The following is an 18,885-nucleotide window of genomic DNA, read 5'->3' as shown; positions in this document are numbered from 1 at the left end:
TGGGTTGTGTCTTCGCCTTTTTCTTTGATGTATACGTGTTTTTCTCTTTCAGGAATTGATTCGTCGCACTTTAATAGTTTTAGTGGCATTCCTTTATTCTCCTTTGCTGATTTGCAAATTGGTAAAATAGGTGCGATCGCACCAAATCTGATAACAAAATCGCTGTTCTTCACTGACTTATATCAGTGCAAGATGTCAGTAACTAAAATTCAAAATGGAGATAAACTTCAACTAGCAATCAACAAAAGATGAGAAAGATTGCCTGAATCATGGCTAAATTTGTAGCCACATTACAACAAAAATAATTAAAAACTAGATATTCAATGTTAATTACAGATTGTTTCTAATGCAAAATATTTAGATTCTCACAATCCTTAGTATCGATATTCAAAATAATTTAGAGGGAAAATCAAGAAATAATTCTTTATGCTTCAACTAATTAAATATTAGTATTTCTGATTCCGCGCAATAGTAACTAGAGTAACAGTTGACAAAAATAAATATATAAATATTTTCTTTCGATTAAACAAACAAATTTTCTCATGTCTCCACTAAAGTAACATGAGAAATAATCCGACTGACAAATTTTCAAAGATTCATCTAACGGCTAACTAAATCTATCGATTAATTATTTGTGGCTGACTTGTTTCTAATGCTGCTGCTTGCTTACTGTTTTCTCGCACAAGCATTGTATTCACTTCCAATTTACCCCCATTAATGGATTCTGTTTTAGTAATGACAATATTATTAGAGTTAATCACCGCATAAGCTTCTGCTCCTTCATCTAAACCTAATTCATCTGCGGACGCATTAGTAATTACTGATATTAACTGTAATGTATTAGATACTTTTAAACTTACTTCAGTATTTAATTCTGTCCGAACTAATTTTGTAATTACTCCTTTAACAATATTACTAGAACCGAACTCTAGATTTTTCCCAAAGGAGTTACAAGTATATTTTCTGGATTGCTTTCTGATTGATTTTGATTGCTTTAAGTTTGGGTAATAATTGTTCAGCCCTCTAACTAATTCTCGCAAAATTTCTGTTTTGGTACGTTGGGATTTTCTACATAATTCCTCTAACAGTTCTAGTTCTTCCTGAGAAGCTTGAAATGTGATCCAACCTTGGTCTTTTCTTGGCATATATTGTTTCCGAGGGTTTTTTGATTTTTAATATTGCTTAAAAATAAGAAAAGTTAAATTAACCGCAGATAAATTTGTACATCAGATGACTAGAAAACATTACATAACATTCAACTAACATCATGATTAACTTTGTAATTTGAGAACTTACGCAGTAATACAAAAAATCAAGGGTTTGCAAGATAGCAAAAATCTTGACACCCCTAAACCCTGAAACGCAGTCTCAACATACAATCTCTGTGCATAAGACTTGATAGGATAGAGAACTCGCATTGTAGAAATGAGTATTTGCGATCGCAGCATATTTTTCTGGCAATTATTTTAGCATGATGTTAACTTAACTTGCCAAAGCAAGAATTTTGGTAAGCATTTTTACAAAATCTCCAATTTTTTGCAGAAAAATCCAAATAGCAAGTAAATTAGCAAAATGTATGCTATGCTTGCATTAAAGGATAAAAAACAGCAACAAGTCTTGACTGTAGAACTGCAAGACTTGGCTATTTTTCCTAGAGGTGCTACTTAGTTAGTTCTCGCAGTCTTAGTAAACTTCTTACCTTATTCGTGCTGCAATCAAGAAGTTACAAGGCTGTTTTAAATAGTGAGTTTATTTGTTCTGTGCTGTATTAAACCCAAATAAATTCACTCAACATCAAAGTAATTACAACTAGGCCAAAGTAAATTAGCCTGTAATAGTGTTTTGCTGATAGGGGATATGAGGTAAATCATCCGACTCCTTTCTTTTTGTAGCGTTATTGTGCTTGCTCCTTTTACTCTCTATTCCCCTATCTTTCCTCTTCCAAAGCAGCAGACTCAAGCACCATAAAAGTTAGTGGGTTAGCAGACTGTAATATGTCTTATTGGTTAAGTTTTACTGTTTATAAATTAAATTTTTCTTGTTGTACCTCAGCGTTACTACCTCTTCACTCATATCATCGGACAAGAAAAAAGCTATGAAACAGACTCAAGAACAAATCAATCAATTACTCAACGAAATCGCCTGCGAATATAACCTCAAAAAATTGCAGAGCAAGAAAGTTAAACCTTGTAAAAAACCACCCAAACCAGGCGCAGCCCAAGGTAATTGTCCTTTTGAGGGGGCGATGGTTGCGCTTGGGCCAATTACTGATGTGGCTCATTTAGTACATGGGCCTGTTAGTTGTACTCGTAATCCTTGGGGTAGTCGTGGTAGTTTATCTTCTAATTCTCAACTATATCAAATGGGCTTTTCTACTGATATAGGTGAGAATAATATTATTTTTGGTGGTGAAAAAAAACTAGATAAAGCAATTAAAGAAATTGCTCAAAACTACAATCCTGCTGCTATTTTTGTCTATGCTACTTGCGTGACTGCTTTGATTGGTGATGATATAGAAACTATTTGTAAGCAGGCTGCACATCAAGTTGGTATTCCAGTTATTTATATAGATGCACCTGGATTTCTGGGAAGTAAGAATTTAGGAAATCGCATTGGTGGGGAAGCTTTATTTAAATATGTAGTAGGTACTGCGGAACCGGAATTTACTACACCATTCGATATTAATATTATTGGTGACTATAATGTTGCTGGTGAAATTTGGAATATTTTACCGCTTCTCAAGAAATTAGGTATTCGGGTTTTGAGCAAAATTACAGGTGATGCTCATTATCAAGAAATTTGCTATGCTCATCGTGCCAAATTAAATGTAGTAATTTGCTCGAATGTATCACTACAAATGGCACAAAAAATGCAAGAACGTTATGGTATTCCTTACATTGAAGAATCTTTTTATGGTATAGAAAATATTAATAGTTGCTTGCGAAATATTGCCGCAGCATTAGGTGATCAATACCTACAAGAACGAACCGAATGGTTAATTGCGGAGGAAACAGAAGCGTTAAATATTGTCTTAAGTTTTTATCGTTCTCAACTGCAAGGTAAGCGTATTGTTCTTTATAGTGGTGGCGTAAAGAGTTGGTCAATTATCCTAGCAGCAAAAGACTTGGGAATGGAAGTTGTTGCTGCTAGTGATAGAAAGAATACCCAAGATGAAAAAGTTAAAATTAAGCAATTACTTGGTCAAAATGGGATGGTTTTAGCCAAAGGTGGCCCCAAGGCTTTACTACAAGTAATAGAAGATACAAAAGCCGATATTTTAGTTGCTGGAGCCAGTAATCAATATACAGCACTGAAAGCACGAATACCTTTTTTAGATATTAACCATGAACGCCATCATGCCTATGCAGGCTATATAGGAATGCTAACGATGGCAAAAGAATTTTATGAAGCTTTGTATAGTCCTGTGTGGGAGCAAATTAGACAGTCTGCTCCTTGGGATTAGCAAAAGGTGGGAGGGTGGGAAGACGAAGATTGATGAACTTACAAACAACAATTAATTTTTGACGGAGCAAATCAATGAAAGTAGCTTTTACCACTAGCGATGGTACTCACATTAACACTCATTTTGGTGTTGCAAGAGAAATTGATGTGTATGAAGTAACCAAAGATGGATTTGAATTTGTTGAAACTTTAGTCTTTGAAGGTGACTTAGAAGAAGCTGCCCATGAAGATAAAATCACACCCAAAATGGAAGCAATTGCTGACTGCAAAATCTTGTATGTGAAGGCTATTGGTAAGCCAGCAGGTAACAAGTTAATTAAGCAGGGTATGACTATTGTCAGAGCGCAAGAATATGATACAGTGCCTGATATTTTGCATGTATTGGTTAAAAGTCTGAATGGTGATGCACCACCTATGTTGCGTAAAGCCTTATTACAAGAAAATCATGAATTAGCATATTCCTGTAATGAAGAGTAGTTTAATCTATTGTTGATATTCTCTCCTGCTACCATTTATAGTTAGCAGGAGATTTTAATAATGACAAGTTTAGTTTTATCGTAAGGATTCAGGTCTAATATTGCGGAAGTAAAGAAGGACGAGACAGATAATTATTAGAGTCAGCAATTAGAGGATGTTTTAAGAGCTAAGGAAGTATCAGCAAACAGCCAGATTGATTGTCAAGAAGAAGACATACCATTGCAGCATCCTTTTTACTGGGGAGCCTGGATTTGTCAAGGAAATACACAGCCACTAACAGTTAGAGCAGTTTTTTCCCCAATTTCGACACATAACCTCTTTTAATAAGAATGAGTTGGCGATCGCTAATTTTCGGTATGATAGCTATATAAGTTGTCATCTGTGCATTATTCAAATCGTCCTTATGATTGCAGCCAAAACACCCACTAGAAGACACTGGGAACTGTTTGAAGTTTACAAAGCTGAGGTTGCTATCAAAATGGAGCCTGAAGAGTTCCTAAAACACTGGGCTGTCAACTATGAAGAACTTGCCGAATTATGTGGTCGTTCTAAAAGCACGGTAGCTCATTGGTTTTCCCAAGGTGAGCATCGTAGGGAACCCTCAGAATCTGACAAACGCCGACTAGCAGAAATTCATGCTTTGTGGACTCAATTTGAAAATGAACCTGCCCATCTCAGAGAAATATGGGACAGAAAACGACGGCGCAAACATAACACAAACTTTAATGATTAGTTGTCATCAGTGCATTATTAAGTTGTCATGGTGACAACATAGGTTTTATAGTGTGTCATAGCTATTCCCACCTCACATAGGTAAATTATGATTACCCAAAGCTTTTTATCTAACGTCGAAGAATCGAATGCAGCAACCAATAGTCCAAGCGAGGTTCAGACTTTACAAGGTAAAGAACCACTTAAACATCTGTTAATTGGTTCTTCTAAAGCCGTTACTAGCACAATTCACTACTTGCAGGTTATTGACTATGCAAGTGTTGGGGATTGGAGTCCTTTACTACCTAGTCCTAATCCTGGTGAAGTTATGAGTATTTTAAATAGACCTATTGCAGTGCAATAAGTACAGTTACCTCGTGTAACTAAAAAATTGACCCCTAGAGGGGTCAATTTTTTAGCTAAATATTTTGTGTGCCTTGTGTGCGATCGCAGTAAAGATAAACTCCAAAGTATTACTGCACTCCAATAAAGTCTATAAGTGATTTTATGGTAAAGGTTTAAGAGCCAACAAATCATGTAGCTCTGCAACACTTAGTTGTTCCAGTTCCAAAAGTCGTTGGTCAACAAGTTCCATAAATTGCTCAAAATTTGGACAACCATGACATACTTTGTCACTACCAGGAACAGCACACTCACAGCTGTGAGTGGCAATAATTTTCTTGAAGTAATAGTTACATCGAATACAATAGCAAATGCAGTTGTCCGGACTCTGATAAGATGTGCTAAATCCTGGAGAGTGGCATTTAGGACACTTAGGTTTACTGAAACCTTTAGGTGGCCACTCCTTCAAAACCAGTTGTGAAGCAACTTGAAACCTCAACTGTTTCAGCCGCAGAAGTTCAATCGCATTCATGTTAATTCTCCAGTTTTACAGCAGGAGAGTTTTTAAACACAATGGATTCAACTTGACCATCACGAAGAAAAATCCTGTGTACGATGCGGCGGTATATCTGAACCTTCTCATTATTCGACAGCGTTCTCCAAACACCCAAGTTGTTCCCTACTCGAATAATTTCCTCAACAGTCCTGTCCTCAAGGCGTTGTGATTGAAAGAAATTGGTTTCCTCTTCAATTTGGCGTTTTAAATCTGCCTTGAGTTCTTCCGCACCAGGGTTAAATCCCGGAAACTGCTCTAGAAAGGCAAGCTGTCCCTCCAGTTGTTGCAACCGCTCAGTTTTAAAAGGAAGCACCTGGGCCGTATTGCCCTGCTCCTGAGTCAGATTTTGAGATTTTTCCAATAATGTTGTAATCAGTGCTTCCTCAATGTCAGGTTGTAGAACGTTTTTAGAGTTCTTGCAACCAACACCAGCGTGTCGGCAAGCATAGTATCGATACTGATAAGAGGAAGTATACACTCCCTTATGAGTACACCGAGAACCACATTCCCCGCAATAAACTAACCCAATTTGATAAGCATAGGGGCGATATCCTTCTTGACGGTGCGTGGTTCCAAACGCTCCGCCGCACATTTGAATGTTGGCTTGAATGATATGCTGAATTTCTTCAGCTTCCCCATCTCTTAAAAGCCGTTGGTCAGGATGAGTGTTGCGTATAATCTGCCACTGGTCACGGGGCTTGCGTCTTCTTTTGCCATCAATAGATTGCTCGTACTTGCTATAGCTAGTATGTCCATCCAGAACAGGATTTTGAAGCCACAGCGAAAAACCTGGTTTACTCCAGTGAAAAACTTTGTCTGTGCCATTAGACTTCGCTTTAGTCTTGCAAATCCCATATTTTGCAAAAATTTTCTTGAGTGCAGGAGTCATACCTTTTACTTGTAAAAAAATTTCGATACAGTCTCTGGCAATTTCAGCTACTGTTCGATGAGGTAAATCGTAGATTGCATTTTCATCTATGGAATTGGAGTAAAAATCTCGATAGTTTTCGGGTCTGTCCGTCAATAAACAGAGAAAAGGAGTTACATCCAAAAAATATTTGCGTTCAATCACAATCAAACCAAACGGACAAGAACCATTAGCCCAAACTTGTTTTCTTTGGTGTTCTTTACCGCGCTTTATTCGCTCTGAAAGTAAATCTACTTCCCATTCAGCTAGTAGACCTAACATATTAAGCATGAGTTTACCTTGTGGTGTACTCAAATCTAATTTTTGGTCAAGAATCACCAAGCTAACATCATATTTCTGAAATATGTCAACAATTTTTCTCAGGGTAGGTAAAGAGCGTGTAATGCGATCTATTCGAGTAATAATGACTTTCCGAACTTTTCCCGCTTCCACAAACCGGATTAACTCTTGATACTGAAGACGTTCGTCCTTCTTGCCTTTTTCAACATCACAAAGAATATGCTTTGCTCCAGCATCCTTCAATCTAGCAATTTGTTGTTCTAAAGCATTTGTGTTTTCGGCTTGTTCACGGGAAGAGACACGGGCATAACCAATGTCCAATCTTTCCATCTCTTCCTCAATATTCAAAGTAGTAGAATTAAGTGGTTGATTAGCTAATTCTACCATCTTTTTTGTGCATAATCCATTTGAATTGAGTATGCACAAAAATTGAGGATATTTTTGAGAAAATAGCCGAAATAATTTCCTAAGCTGGAGGCTATAAAAGCTATTGATTAATGGGTAAATGCTTGAAAAATTAAACGCCTGAAGACCGAAGTAACGAATCAGTGCTTGAACAGATAGTTGTTTAGCACAAAGTGAATAAGACATAGGTTTGTTATCCTTATACAAAATTTACTTGACAAGGAATAACAACTTATTTAACTAAAAATCCAACAAATTTGAAGTTGTAAAGAAATATCAAGAATACCACCGAATATATCCCAATGGATCAACGTCTCCTTGAACAAGTAGTGGGCTATTTGTAACCTGTTGACCATTCACTTGCTTTTTATAAGGTTTTCCACTTCGCCAATCAAATTCATCTACAAAAAGTTCTTTACCTTCTTGCACAGCGGTAAGATATGCTTCTAAATAAGGTTCTAGATGATTGTTGTATTTAGCATTTTTGTGGATTTGTGTTTGCATTGCTAATACCCAGTTATTGTTCCAAGTGCTTGCTTGTTTTAAATAATCAAGGTATTCTTCTTTCCTCTTACAGTAGCAAGCATTAACGAGGGGCGATTCTTTCCAAATTCCTTCTTTAAGTAAATAAATTCTGGTTAAAATATTGTCCCTTTGTGTTTGTTTTGTCATCCATTGCCAATCTTGGTTACATGGGCCTAATTGCCATCTAATCAGAAAATCCTGTTTGAGTATTTCAAGAAAAAGTTCTAAGGGCTGATTGAACGGGTAGGTAATTTTATTTTGTTTCGCCCATATTTTAATAATTCGCTGGCTTCTAACTAAAATCTTGAACAACGCAATGTCTATAGTTCTCGTTAGTTTCAGAGATTGGATGATGCTTTGTGGTAGTCGATGATTAAGAATACCTCCTTCTTCAAGTGGGTCTTGTATTATTCCCAATAGTTGATGAGCAAAGGCGACTCCTGCTGCTTGCCAAAAATAATGTAACGTTTTGAGCCAATAGCCTTGGTTTTGATTCTTGGGCATGACAGGAGCATTTAGAGGAATATCACCAATTGCTTTCGCAATCTTGAAAAATTGTTTGCCTTTGTTTGTATTAGGAATATATACAGGGATATGTGGAATCCATCGACGTTCAATTCTTAAACGATCATCGTCTTTTTTTGCGTAATCAAGCCATTCCTGTGTTGACTTTTGGATGAATGGATGTTGCTGCTTCATATCAAAAGACAGGGGCAGCAGATATTCTGGAATCAGGATGAGTGGGAGTTCTTGTAAGGCTTTGTCGGGACGAATAAATCTCTCGGCTAAAGACTGTAATTCACTGTCATCAAGATTTTTGTCTGGCCAAGGTAATGGGTAATAATGCTTGAGCATGGTTCGTAACCCATAATTTCACTTACTTAGTGTAATTCATCCACAATTTGACTGGTTTTTTACAGTGAGGTGTTTGGTAGCAATTCGCTAACCATTTCTACCTTCATCATTTTTGGTTAAAGCTTTCATCTGTGTTTTTTGACGTTATCTGGTTAGCTATAGCTGTATGTAATTATTTGGATATTAACTTTTACTTAAAAGTTTTAAGCAATATTAAGTAGATGGACATAGACATTGAAAAATTTGAGAGTTTCTTAGGGGGTGCTATAGTCTGAACTCCTTTAACCTTAGTTAATACATTACCTGTAGTACAAAAATTATAATTGACATTTTTGCTTAATATATTTTTACAACTTCATATTGATATATAGATTGGAGATTTTTGAGCTTATTTTGATAAGTGGAATCAATGGTGAATTTGCACATAGGTAGCTTGGCAAAATTCAAAATAAGACATTTTGAAGCTAAGTTACTTGAGCATTTCCTATAAATTCTAGAGTTTCAAGAACTTTGTTCTTCTATTTAAAAATCATGTAGCTGAGAGATATGGGAGATTTTAGAGAATTTTCTCTACTCGGTAAAAATCACTATGTCTGTAAAGTTAAAGGAGTCTTTATGTCTTTTTCTTTTTGTAATAAGCATGTTCTTGCACAAAGGCTTGGGTACAGTGTTCACACTTTAAAAGCGATCCGGCAGCGTGGTGATTGGCTCGAAGGAATTCATTACGTTAGAGAGAATTCCCGAACAATTCGCTACAATTTAGAGCTTTGCCTTAATTGGCTGGCAAATAAGCACAACCCAGACGCACACACGCAGGAAATTGCACGCTATTTGGCAAGTTTAGAAATCTCAATTCAAAGGTAGTCTCAATACTCTTGGATTAATTCTTTTCAGACTCATTACCAAAATAGGACTTGCAATGAATGAAATCCATAAAGAAGCGATTACTGCAACTAACAGCGATCGCCAAAGTAAAAATAAATTTTCTGCTCACGATTCTAACAGCATTAACACAATAACGCCTCGGCAACTTCTTCAGGACTTGGAATTAATACCTAAAGATTGGGCACTGGTTCCTGTGGGGAACAATAAAGCTCCATTGGGAAATAACTGGCAAAATACTCCTTTGGAACTACATGATTTTGAAGCAGCAGTCGAAACTGGAGAATTCCAATGTCTAAAAATGAAGAAACAGGATGGCAAAATCATTAATACGCCTGTTTCTCGGTGGTGTGCAGTTGGCGTTCTTTGTGGAACTCCATCAAACGGGTTAGTGTTTGTTGATCATGATGGAGCAAGTTGTGACGACCTAATTCAGAAACTTTCACAACAGTCTGTTGAAGCGGCATTACCTCAAACAGTTACCTTAACATCAGGTAGAGAAGGACGCTATCAGGCTATTTATCGAGTACCAGAAAAGTACTGGGGAGCGATCGCCACCAAAAAAATCAAAACAGACACCAAAGGAGAAGATGGCAAGCCTGAACAACTGGAACTCCGTTGGGATGGTTGTCAGTCTGTTGTTGTTGGATATCACCCTGTTACAGGAGCTTATAAATGGTATCCAAGTCAGTCTCCTGCGGAATGTGACATCGCAGAAGTTCCTCTATGGATAATCGAGCAAATGCTGGAGAATCAACATCCGCATCAACTCACTCAGGTAAAATGTAAAACCTTTAATAGCTTACAAACATGGACTGACAAGGATTGGGCTTTGTCTTACCTCAATGCCATTCTCGCAACAGAAGACTACGATACTTGGATTAAGGTTGGAATGGCTTTACACTCTGTTAGCTCAGAATTATTACCTGAGTGGGACAACTGGAGTCAAGCTGCTACGAACTATGAAGTAGATGCCTGTGCAACGCATTGGGAATCATTCAAATCCGGTAAGGGTATTGGGCTAGGCACATTAGGACTATTTGCTAAACAGAACGGTTGGCAATCTCCATTTGGTACTCGTAGAAGCACAAGCAAGGATGATCAACAGTCTTTATTACTATGCTCTGAAAAATCAGAAGATACAGAGGAATTAGCTCAAGAGGTTCAAAGCCTTCTTGAAATAATGAAGAAACCTGCACCTGTTCAATCATTACTTTCTTCGCGCCTGACTGATCCATTAACGTGCCTAGCTAAACAATTCAATGTTCCGCTTGAAACTTTTATGGGGGTTTTGTTACCTGTTGCAGCTTCTTTATTAAGGATTAATACTTATATCGAAATTGACCATACTACAAACTTCTGCCCACTTGCAATTTTGTGGATGGCTTTGGTTGGAGAGACCGGGACTACAAAATCACCGATTCTCAATAGCATACTGAATCCTCTGGAAGAGTTGCAGGCAGATGCGGAAGAGGCTTATCAACATGATTTAGCACGATATAAACAGGAATTAGCCCTATGGCAAAAACTCTCCAAAGATGAGAGAGAGGATATGCCTACTGAACCATTTCCGCGAGAGTATTACCTTCAAGATGCAACTTTAGAGGCGATCGCTGATTGCCTGAGCAAGCAACCAAATCGAGGAGTTATTGTTGCAGTCGATGAATTAGCAGGATTATTTGCTGGATTCAATCAATATCGTTTTCAAGGCAAAGGTAATGATCGCCAAAAATGGCTATCTGCTTATGATGGTAAACCCATCAAGATTAACCGCAAATCTAGCCCTAGAATGTTGATATCTCGTACATCTGTAAGTGTAGTAGGAACAATTCAACCCTGTGTTTTGCGAAGGCAGATGGGTAACTTGGAGGAAGATGACGGGTTTTGGCCTAGATATATGTGGATTCAGTTACCATTAACAGAAATGCCGCCACCAGGTAATGAAACAAGCCATAATCTCTCATTAGTGCTTCAAAATCTTTACAAGAACTTAGAAAACTTGTCGCCTAAGACTTACCAACTAAATCAAAATGGGCAACAAGTTTGGAAAGAATGGCATTGTTGGTGTGAAAAGCAGAAAGTTTCTGAACCAAATTCTGCATTGAGAGCTATTTATCCAAAAGCAAAAGAAAGGGCAGCTCGAATTGCTCTTATCGTCCATTGTGTGAATGCTGCTGTTGATAATCGCATACCCGAAACTATCGTGCCAAACGAAACATTAGAGGCAGCGATCGCATTTACAAACTGGTTGATTGGTCAAGCTCGTCTGATTTATGCTGATTCTGGCATAACAATTCATCCAGATTCATCAAGAATTACCAGATTTGTAGAACAGTTTAGAGAAAAGGGCTGGATTAGGGCAAGGGATGTTACTCACTGGTCATCGAGTCGTAAGAAACCAACAGCTGATATGGCTAGAGCATTCATGAAACTGCTTGTTGATTTGGGTCATGCAATTGATAATCAACAGTCTGGTAGAGCTTACAAAATCCGCATCAAAGATGATTCTGGTAATACTGGTAACAATGTACCTTAACTACTTTTTGCAATAGACTTTGAAGCTGGTAATAAAAGTGGTAACAAACTGGTAACGAACAGGAATAAAAGGCTTAAATGCCTTAATAGAAACACATCTGATGATGGGAACAATGCTCATCAATGATATTTGGCAATAAGGGGTATTCTGTTACCTTCGATTTATCTAGGCTCAACCTAAATGATATCCAAGGGTACAGCGAGTATAGGCAAAGTTTGTTACCTAATAGTTACCAAATTTGTTACCACTCTAGAATGTTCTCTGCCAAAGAACACACGAGATTTTGTTACCAAGTTATCAATTTTTCAATTTTTATGTAAGTGGTTGTTGGGTTCGTTATCGTGATCAAATTTAAGGTCATAGTCTGCAAAGTCTGCTTTTTACCTATTTAAAAGTTTAATGATTACTACGAACCTTGCCGAGAAATGAATTTTGCGAATCCAAGTAGTTAATTCCCTTCAAGATATTGGTTGCAATTGTCTTAATTGTTTTATCTGTAAGCAATTTAACCATCGCGTGTCATTAGAAGTTGTCATTAGAAGTCGTACCTCACTAGTAGGAAAACTTTTTATGAACACTGTTTTGGAAATCAGTAAAGTGTGACTAACCACAGGAGTTGAGGTGTGATGACTATTCGTGAAGATTTGAGAAAAGCTATGCTGGATTATGCTCGTAGAAAGGGACTTACACCTTTAGTACAACCTGAAGAATTTTGCCATTTGACACTAGAACATGATCAACCAATGCCCGAAAAAACTTTTGTTTCTGAACTGTGTCCTGTTCAGCCCAAAAATCATGACGTGAAGCTACTAGCCTAAGTAATTCTCGGTTATTGAGATTGATTTGGTCTTGATTTTGGGTTTGTTGTTGTAAATGCTCAATTTGATTTCTTAATTTACGCATAGCTTCAGAAATGGCAGGGTTCACATTCCGTCTAGTATTAGTCAATGCTTCTAATTCTGCTAGCTGTATTCTTAAATCCTGCAATTCTGGTGACTCTTCTACAAAACCTACATTTGCAAACAGAGCAATTTCATCCGCTCTACTTATTAAAGCTTCAATTACGGCATTTTCTAGTTTGTCTATTTTAACGCTATGCTTACGTTCACACCGCCCTAAGCGGGTTCGCGCACAGACAAAATATTTAATTACTCCTTTTGAACCAGTGGCTACTACACAGCCACCACCACACTCACATCTCACTAATCCAGTAAGGGAATATACTCCTCGACGATGTCCAAAACCCCCTATCTTACGGTTAAAATCTATAATATCTTTAATCGTTTGCGCTTCTTCTCGGCTCAGTAAGGCTTCATGGGTATTGGGATGTATCTCTGGATTTTTAGACTTAGGGTAGTATACCAAATCACCTTGCAGAACAGGGCTGGTAAGCCATCTTTTGAACGCAGTTTGCCAAAACTCTGAGTAACCATAACGATTTTGAAAGTATCGGCATCCCTCATTTAGGGATTTTTTCGTAATATAGTGTTCAATCAAATCCCTTGCCATATCTGCTTTAGAATACTCTTTTTTATCAGCTAGCAAACAGAGAAATGGTTCACGATTTGGATAGAATCGATAGTTCCTCACTATGTACCCAAATGGCGCATGTGAGGCACGTTTCTCTTTTCGGAAATGCTCTTTACCTCGTCTAATACGTTCCGAAAGGCGATCGCTTTCCATTTCGGCAAGGGCACCCAGCATATTAACATGGAACTTTCCAGTGGCGGTGGACAGATCGAGATTGTCATCCAACGCTAATAGCAAACATTCTGATTCCTGAAACTCACTCAAAACTTTACGCAGTGTAGGCAGCGAACGAGATAACCTATCAAGACGAGTGATAATAACTTGCTTCACTAATCCGCCTCGAACCCACTGCATGAGTTTCTGAAAATTAGAACGTTGGTCTTCTTTGCCCTCACGTCCAGATTCAGTATCAGTTAATACTATTTCTGCCCCTGCCGCCTTAAGACGAGCTATCTGCTGATCTAATGCAGCGGAATTTTCTGCCTGTTCTCTAGACGAAACACGGGCATAGGCAACCACTTCGGGAATTTTAGCAATTTTGTCCTGACTGTTCACAAGCACCAATACTCACCCAACTGCTAGATAGTTTACCATCTAGCTCGCTATACCACTCCTTTTTCCAAATTGGCGCGTTATGTTTCAAAGTATCAATAGCATAGCGACAGGCTTCAAACGCCTCACCGCGATGGGGACAGCCGACAGCGACTAAAACGCTGATTTCGCCTACTTGTAACCTACCAATGCGGTGATGAATCACAACTCGTTTAACATCAGGCCAAAATGTGCGAATATCAGCCGCAATTTGATAAAACACCCGCATCGCCATCGGTTCATAAGCTTGATATTCTAGGGCGACGACAGGTTGTCCATCAGTGTTGTTGCGTACCATACCACTCATCACCACCACAGCACCGTTAGCTGCATCGTCCGCTTTGGCGTAGACTTCCTCAAGGGATAAGGGAGCAAAGGTAATTGCAAAACTATCTTCGAGTCTTGGTTTAATTGGTGCGGTAAATGTAGTGGTCATATAAAATTTGGTTTGATTTCTGAATTTAAGGAGTGAAGGTAGGGAAAAGGGAACAGGGAACAGAGATTGTATTGATTTTGTTCAGAAATCAAATATGAGTCCCATCACAGAGTTGATAATAATTTGTATAAGCCATAGCATTTTAAATTTCTGATTTTAAATTTTGATATTGATGAAGAACTACCAATCACCATGACTAATCAAGATTCGGCGCTGATTTTGATTGTCGATGACGACGATGTGACCAGAATTCATCTGCGTCAACTGATGGAATATGCTGGATATCGAGTCGTAGAAGCTAGTAATGGTTGCCAAGCAATTACTACCTACACTAATTTACATCCAGATATGGTAATTATAGATGCTATTATGCCCGTTATGGATGGGTTTACTTGCTGCGAAAAATTACAAAAATTACCAGATATTCAGGATACACCAATATTAATGATTACTGCGGCTTATGAGCCAGCATCGGTAGAGCGAGCTTTTGCTGCGGGTGCAACCGACTACATTACTAAACCAATTCAATGGGTGGTATTATCCCATAGAATCCGCCGTCTTTTAGCAGCATCTCGCGCCATCAAGCAATTACGTCAGCAAAATCAACAGGCGCAATTACGAGAAACCCAAATGAAAATTGCCCTAGAAGCTGCTCGGATGGGAACTTGGGACTGGAATATAATTACTAATCAAGTTAGTTGGTCAGATAACAAAGAAGCACTGTTTGGCTTGGAACCTGGTAGTTTTGATGGTCGGTATGAAACTTTTTTACACTATGTTCATCCCCAAGACCGGGATTTTGTCAACATCTCGGTAATCGAAGCAGTGCAAACAGATGCGGAGTATGATGTAGAATTTCGGATTGTTTTAGCTGATGGTAGCATTCGCTGGTTAGTGAGCAAAGGTGTAGTTTTTCGCAACGCGGCTGGGGAACCTGTGCGAATGTCTGGGATCGTGATAGATATTACCAAGCGTAAACAAGCAGAAGCAGAATTGCGCCAGAGTGAAGAGCGATTTCAAATTATTACCCGTGCAACTAATGATGTGATTTGGGATTGGGATTTGCTGACGAATCAGGTGTGGTGGAATCAAGCTGTACAAACCCTGTTTGGCTATCCCTTAGCAGAGTTGAGTGCTGATTTAAATTGGTGGTATGAACGCATACATCCAGAAGATCAACCAATAATTGATACTGATATGTGGGCTGCTATTAATAGCGGGCAACAATTTTGGTCACATGAATACCGCTTTCGTCGTTATGATGGTTCCTATGCTTACATTTTAGACCGAGCTTATATTGTCCATGACCAAGCAGGTCAACCAGTGCGGATGATTGGTGCGATGATGGACATTACTGAACGTAAGCGAGTACAGGCACAATTACAATGGCAAAATTTACGATCGCAGTTATTTGCTGACATCACTGTCAAAATTCGCCAGTCTTTACAGATTGACGAAATTTTGCAAACCAGTGTCACTGAGGTACAAAAATTACTGCGTGCAGATAGAGTTTTGATTTTACGACTACGTTCCAACGGCTCAATCTTAATTTTAAAAGAAGCCGTGGTTCCTGGTTTGCCAATGGCCTCAAGTCTGGAATTGAATGAGCCGACTCTCGGAGAAATGTATGTTTTAAAATACAGCCAGGGAATAATTAACACCATTAGTAATTTAGACGACGAACAAGAAGCAGCAAACATCTCACCGCCACACCTGAAAATTATGCAAGAGTTGGGTGTCAAAGCTGTTCTTTCGGTACCAATCTTTCTCCAAAATCAAATCTGGGGCTTATTAATTGCCAATCAGTGTGTATATCCCCGACAGTGGAATAACTGGGAAATTGAACTTTTGCAACAACTGGCAGATCAAATTGGTATCGCTTTAACCCAAAGCAAAATTCTGGAAACCGAAACTCGTCAACGACAAGAACTCAGCCGTTCTAATGAAGCACTGCAAGAATTTGCCTTTATTGCTTCCCATGATTTACAAGAACCGCTACGCAAAATTAAAACTTTTAGCGAACGCTTACTGATTACTTGTGGTGACTCTTTACCTGAAGCTGCATCTGATTATTTAGAAAGAATGCAGAATGCTGTTTTGCGAATGCAGACTTTAATTGAAGGTTTGTTAACGCTCTCACGGGTAACAACCAGAGCGCAACCTTTTGTATCTGTAAGTTTAGCTGAAATCACCCAAGAGGTATTGTCGGATTTAGAAGTTTTAATTCAACAAACAGGCGCAACTGTGGAAGTGGAAGATTTACCAACAATCAAAGCTGATCCTCTGCAAATGCGCCAATTAATGCAAAATCTCATTGGTAACGCTTTGAAATTTCATCCCCCACAAATGACACCTATTGTCAAAATATATAGTCAACATTTAAATAATCAATCAGCACAATTAGCCGTGGGACTGGAATTTTGTCAAATTATCATCGAAGATAATGGTATTGGATTTGAACAAAAGTATAGCGATCGCATCTTTCAAATTTTTCAAAGGTTACATGGTCGGCGAGAATATGAAGGTACAGGCATTGGCTTAACTATTTGTCGCAAAATCGCCGAACGCCATTTCGGCACAATTACTGCTCAAAGCACCCCAGGAAAAGGTACAAAATTAATTGTCAATTTGCCAATAAATTCTCCTACATAGTTTTTCTTCTGCCAGAGGTATTATTCCAGTTCTGAAAAATAGGGTTAATTGGACAAATATAGCAGAAGGCAGTCCCGATGAAAAAATTTCACAGTCATAGATGAAAGATATCCTTCCCCTACACCCCCATACCCTTACACCCTTACACCCTCTTTCAAGTCAGGAGGAAAAGTCTTACTATTTCTGGCATTCAAACTTTGAAATTGTCCTAACATCTCTGACTACTGCTATACATCTAGAAACTACCAGCAATTTTCCCGCAAAACCGTAGAAATGATGACTTGAAAGCCAGAATCTAGAATAGCTATTATAAGCTCAAGCATAAATCCAGGAGGCGAATATCTACTGGAAATCAGAAGTTTAGCAATTTAACCGCGAATCAAGGTGTAAGTTTGACAAGCTGTCAAAGATATCAGAATATTTGGGTTTTTTCTCCAGCTTTAATCCATACTAATAAGTATATATCTCAGGAGAAAATTCATAGTGAAGGGTCGGCAACCAACCGTGACTATCTTAATGGCTGATGATGACGAAGATGACAGTATGTTAGTCCGTGAGGCAATCACAGTGAGTCAATTGCCCATCGATTTACATACAGTCAGTAATGGAGAAGAATTGATGGATTATCTCCATCGCCGTGGTCAATATACTGACAACAAACTTGCACCACGTCCTGGCTTGATTTTGCTGGACTTGAATATGCCCAAAAAAAACGGCTTGGAGGTGCTAAAAGAAATTAAAACCGACCCTGAACTCAGAACAATTCCGGTTATCGTCCTGACCACCTCAAAGGCAGAAGAAAATATTCATCACACCTACAGTTTGGGTGCTAATTCTTACATAGTCAAACCAATGACATTTTCTGCCTTAGTAGAACTAATGGAAACCTTTGGTAAATACTGGTTTGAAATTGTGGAATTACCACTAGCAGTAGTGGGAGGAGAAAATGAAGAAAAACCCAATCAGAGTTCTACTCATTGATGATGACGAAGATGATTATATTTTGACTCGTGATTGGTTCGGGGAATTTCAAGTCGCAAGCTGTGAATTATCATGGATAGATAATTATGCAGATGCACAACAGGCGATCGCCCAAAATCAACATGATATATATCTAGTAGATTATCGTTTAGGCATTCACAACGGACTCGAACTTTTACGCGCAGCCGTCGCTAATGGTTGTACTGCACCAATTATTTTACTCACAGGTCAAGGCGATCGAGAAATTGATATCGAAGCCATGAAAGCCGGTGCAGCCGATTATTTAGAAAAAAGTCAATTAACTGCACCTTTATTAGAACGTTCCATTCGCTACGCCATTGAACGCAAACAAACAGAACAAAAAATCCGCGAACAAGCCGCCTTACTTGATGTCGCCACCGATGCAATTTTTGTCCGCGATTTAGATGATAACATCTTGTTTTGGAACAAAGCTGCCGAAACTTTATATGGTTGGCAAAAAGAGGAAGTCATTGGTAAAAAAACAGCAGATTTGTGGCAAGAAAAAGACTTATCTCGGTTACAAGAAGCACTGCGGTTATTAATGAAACATGGTTCTTGGCAAGGAGAATTACAGCACCTACGGCTGTTATGAGGTACAGTAGCAGCAACTAGCAAACCAGTTTCTTAAATGTTGAGGATTTATTAAGTCGAGTGCAACTGAGATTAGTTTATCAACCATTTCTGTTGTAGTTGGAGCAAAATTGCGTAAAAAAGAT

General features: G+C 38.4%; 13 protein-coding genes and 1 pseudogene. 8 read left to right on the top strand and 6 right to left on the bottom strand.

What is annotated here, in order from left to right; translation table 11 throughout:
- Positions 1 to 617: 617 nt before the first annotated feature.
- A complete protein-coding gene (locus H6G79_RS34590; protein ID WP_190594194.1) occupies positions 618 to 1,145 on the bottom strand; it encodes a TOBE domain-containing protein in 528 nt (175 codons plus the stop codon).
- Between the two features lie 950 nt (positions 1,146 to 2,095).
- Here H6G79_RS34590 and nifE point away from each other — a divergent pair.
- From nifE to H6G79_RS34570, 4 genes are all read left to right on the top strand, one after another.
- A complete protein-coding gene (gene nifE, locus H6G79_RS34585; protein WP_190594195.1) occupies positions 2,096 to 3,463 on the top strand; it encodes a nitrogenase iron-molybdenum cofactor biosynthesis protein NifE in 1,368 nt (455 codons plus the stop codon).
- A 74-nt stretch (positions 3,464 to 3,537) separates the two neighbouring features.
- Entirely contained in the window at positions 3,538 to 3,939 is a 402-nt protein-coding gene (nifX, locus tag H6G79_RS34580) for a nitrogen fixation protein NifX (protein ID WP_190594196.1), read from the top strand.
- 403 nt (positions 3,940 to 4,342) lie between these two features.
- Entirely contained in the window at positions 4,343 to 4,672 is a 330-nt protein-coding gene (locus tag H6G79_RS34575) for a hypothetical protein (protein WP_199334104.1), read from the top strand.
- 87 nt (positions 4,673 to 4,759) lie between these two features.
- Positions 4,760 to 5,014, top strand: a complete 255-nt coding sequence (locus H6G79_RS34570) for a hypothetical protein (protein ID WP_190594197.1) — start codon at positions 4,760 to 4,762, stop codon at positions 5,012 to 5,014.
- A gap of 141 nt (positions 5,015 to 5,155) precedes the next feature.
- Here the strand turns inward: H6G79_RS34570 and H6G79_RS34565 are convergent, their stop codons facing one another.
- The 3 genes from H6G79_RS34565 to H6G79_RS34555 all read right to left on the bottom strand — a co-directional run bounded on the left by H6G79_RS34565 (position 5,156) and on the right by H6G79_RS34555 (position 8,540).
- Positions 5,156 to 5,524 (bottom strand): hypothetical protein, encoded by a 369-nt coding sequence (locus H6G79_RS34565; RefSeq protein WP_190594198.1) that lies wholly within the window; start codon positions 5,522 to 5,524, stop codon positions 5,156 to 5,158.
- A 1-nt stretch (position 5,525) separates the two neighbouring features.
- The gene (xisF, locus tag H6G79_RS34560) at positions 5,526 to 7,142 is read right to left on the bottom strand and encodes a fdxN element excision recombinase XisF (RefSeq protein ID WP_242048736.1); all 1,617 of its coding nucleotides are present in this window, start codon (positions 7,140 to 7,142) and stop codon (positions 5,526 to 5,528) included.
- A gap of 294 nt (positions 7,143 to 7,436) precedes the next feature.
- The gene (locus H6G79_RS34555) at positions 7,437 to 8,540 is read right to left on the bottom strand and encodes a hypothetical protein (protein ID WP_190594199.1); all 1,104 of its coding nucleotides are present in this window, start codon (positions 8,538 to 8,540) and stop codon (positions 7,437 to 7,439) included.
- A 919-nt stretch (positions 8,541 to 9,459) separates the two neighbouring features.
- Here H6G79_RS34555 and H6G79_RS34545 point away from each other — a divergent pair.
- Positions 9,460 to 11,958 (top strand): DUF3987 domain-containing protein, encoded by a 2,499-nt coding sequence (locus H6G79_RS34545; RefSeq protein WP_190594200.1) that lies wholly within the window; start codon positions 9,460 to 9,462, stop codon positions 11,956 to 11,958.
- A 684-nt stretch (positions 11,959 to 12,642) separates the two neighbouring features.
- Here H6G79_RS34545 and xisF (H6G79_RS34540) read toward each other — a convergent pair.
- Positions 12,643 to 14,043, bottom strand: a complete 1,401-nt coding sequence (gene xisF, locus H6G79_RS34540; RefSeq protein ID WP_190594201.1) for a fdxN element excision recombinase XisF — start codon at positions 14,041 to 14,043, stop codon at positions 12,643 to 12,645.
- On the bottom strand, positions 14,018 to 14,515 hold the full coding sequence (locus H6G79_RS34535; protein ID WP_190594202.1) for a molybdenum cofactor biosynthesis protein MoaE: 498 nt from the start codon (positions 14,513 to 14,515) through the stop codon (positions 14,018 to 14,020). Before H6G79_RS34535 ends, xisF (H6G79_RS34540) begins: the two co-directional genes overlap by 26 nt.
- Positions 14,516 to 14,707: 192 nt before the next feature.
- On the opposite strand from H6G79_RS34535, the gene H6G79_RS34530 reads away from it, so the two are divergent.
- The 3 genes and pseudogenes from H6G79_RS34530 to H6G79_RS34520 all read left to right on the top strand — a co-directional run.
- On the top strand, positions 14,708 to 17,167 hold the full coding sequence (locus tag H6G79_RS34530) for a PAS domain-containing protein (RefSeq protein ID WP_190594203.1): 2,460 nt from the start codon (positions 14,708 to 14,710) through the stop codon (positions 17,165 to 17,167).
- Between the two features lie 483 nt (positions 17,168 to 17,650).
- Entirely contained in the window at positions 17,651 to 18,148 is a 498-nt protein-coding gene (locus H6G79_RS34525) for a response regulator (protein ID WP_190594204.1), read from the top strand.
- Positions 18,114 to 18,743 (top strand): annotated as a pseudogene (locus H6G79_RS34520) (response regulator); the annotation flags it as partial. The gene H6G79_RS34525 and the pseudogene H6G79_RS34520, both read left to right, overlap by 35 nt.
- Positions 18,744 to 18,885: the final 142 nt, after the last annotated feature.

It is taken from the genome of Anabaena sp. FACHB-83 (assembly GCF_014697485.1).
Classification (GTDB): domain Bacteria; phylum Cyanobacteriota; class Cyanobacteriia; order Cyanobacteriales; family Nostocaceae; genus Nostoc_B.
This window is presented reverse-complemented; position numbering and strand designations above follow the sequence as displayed.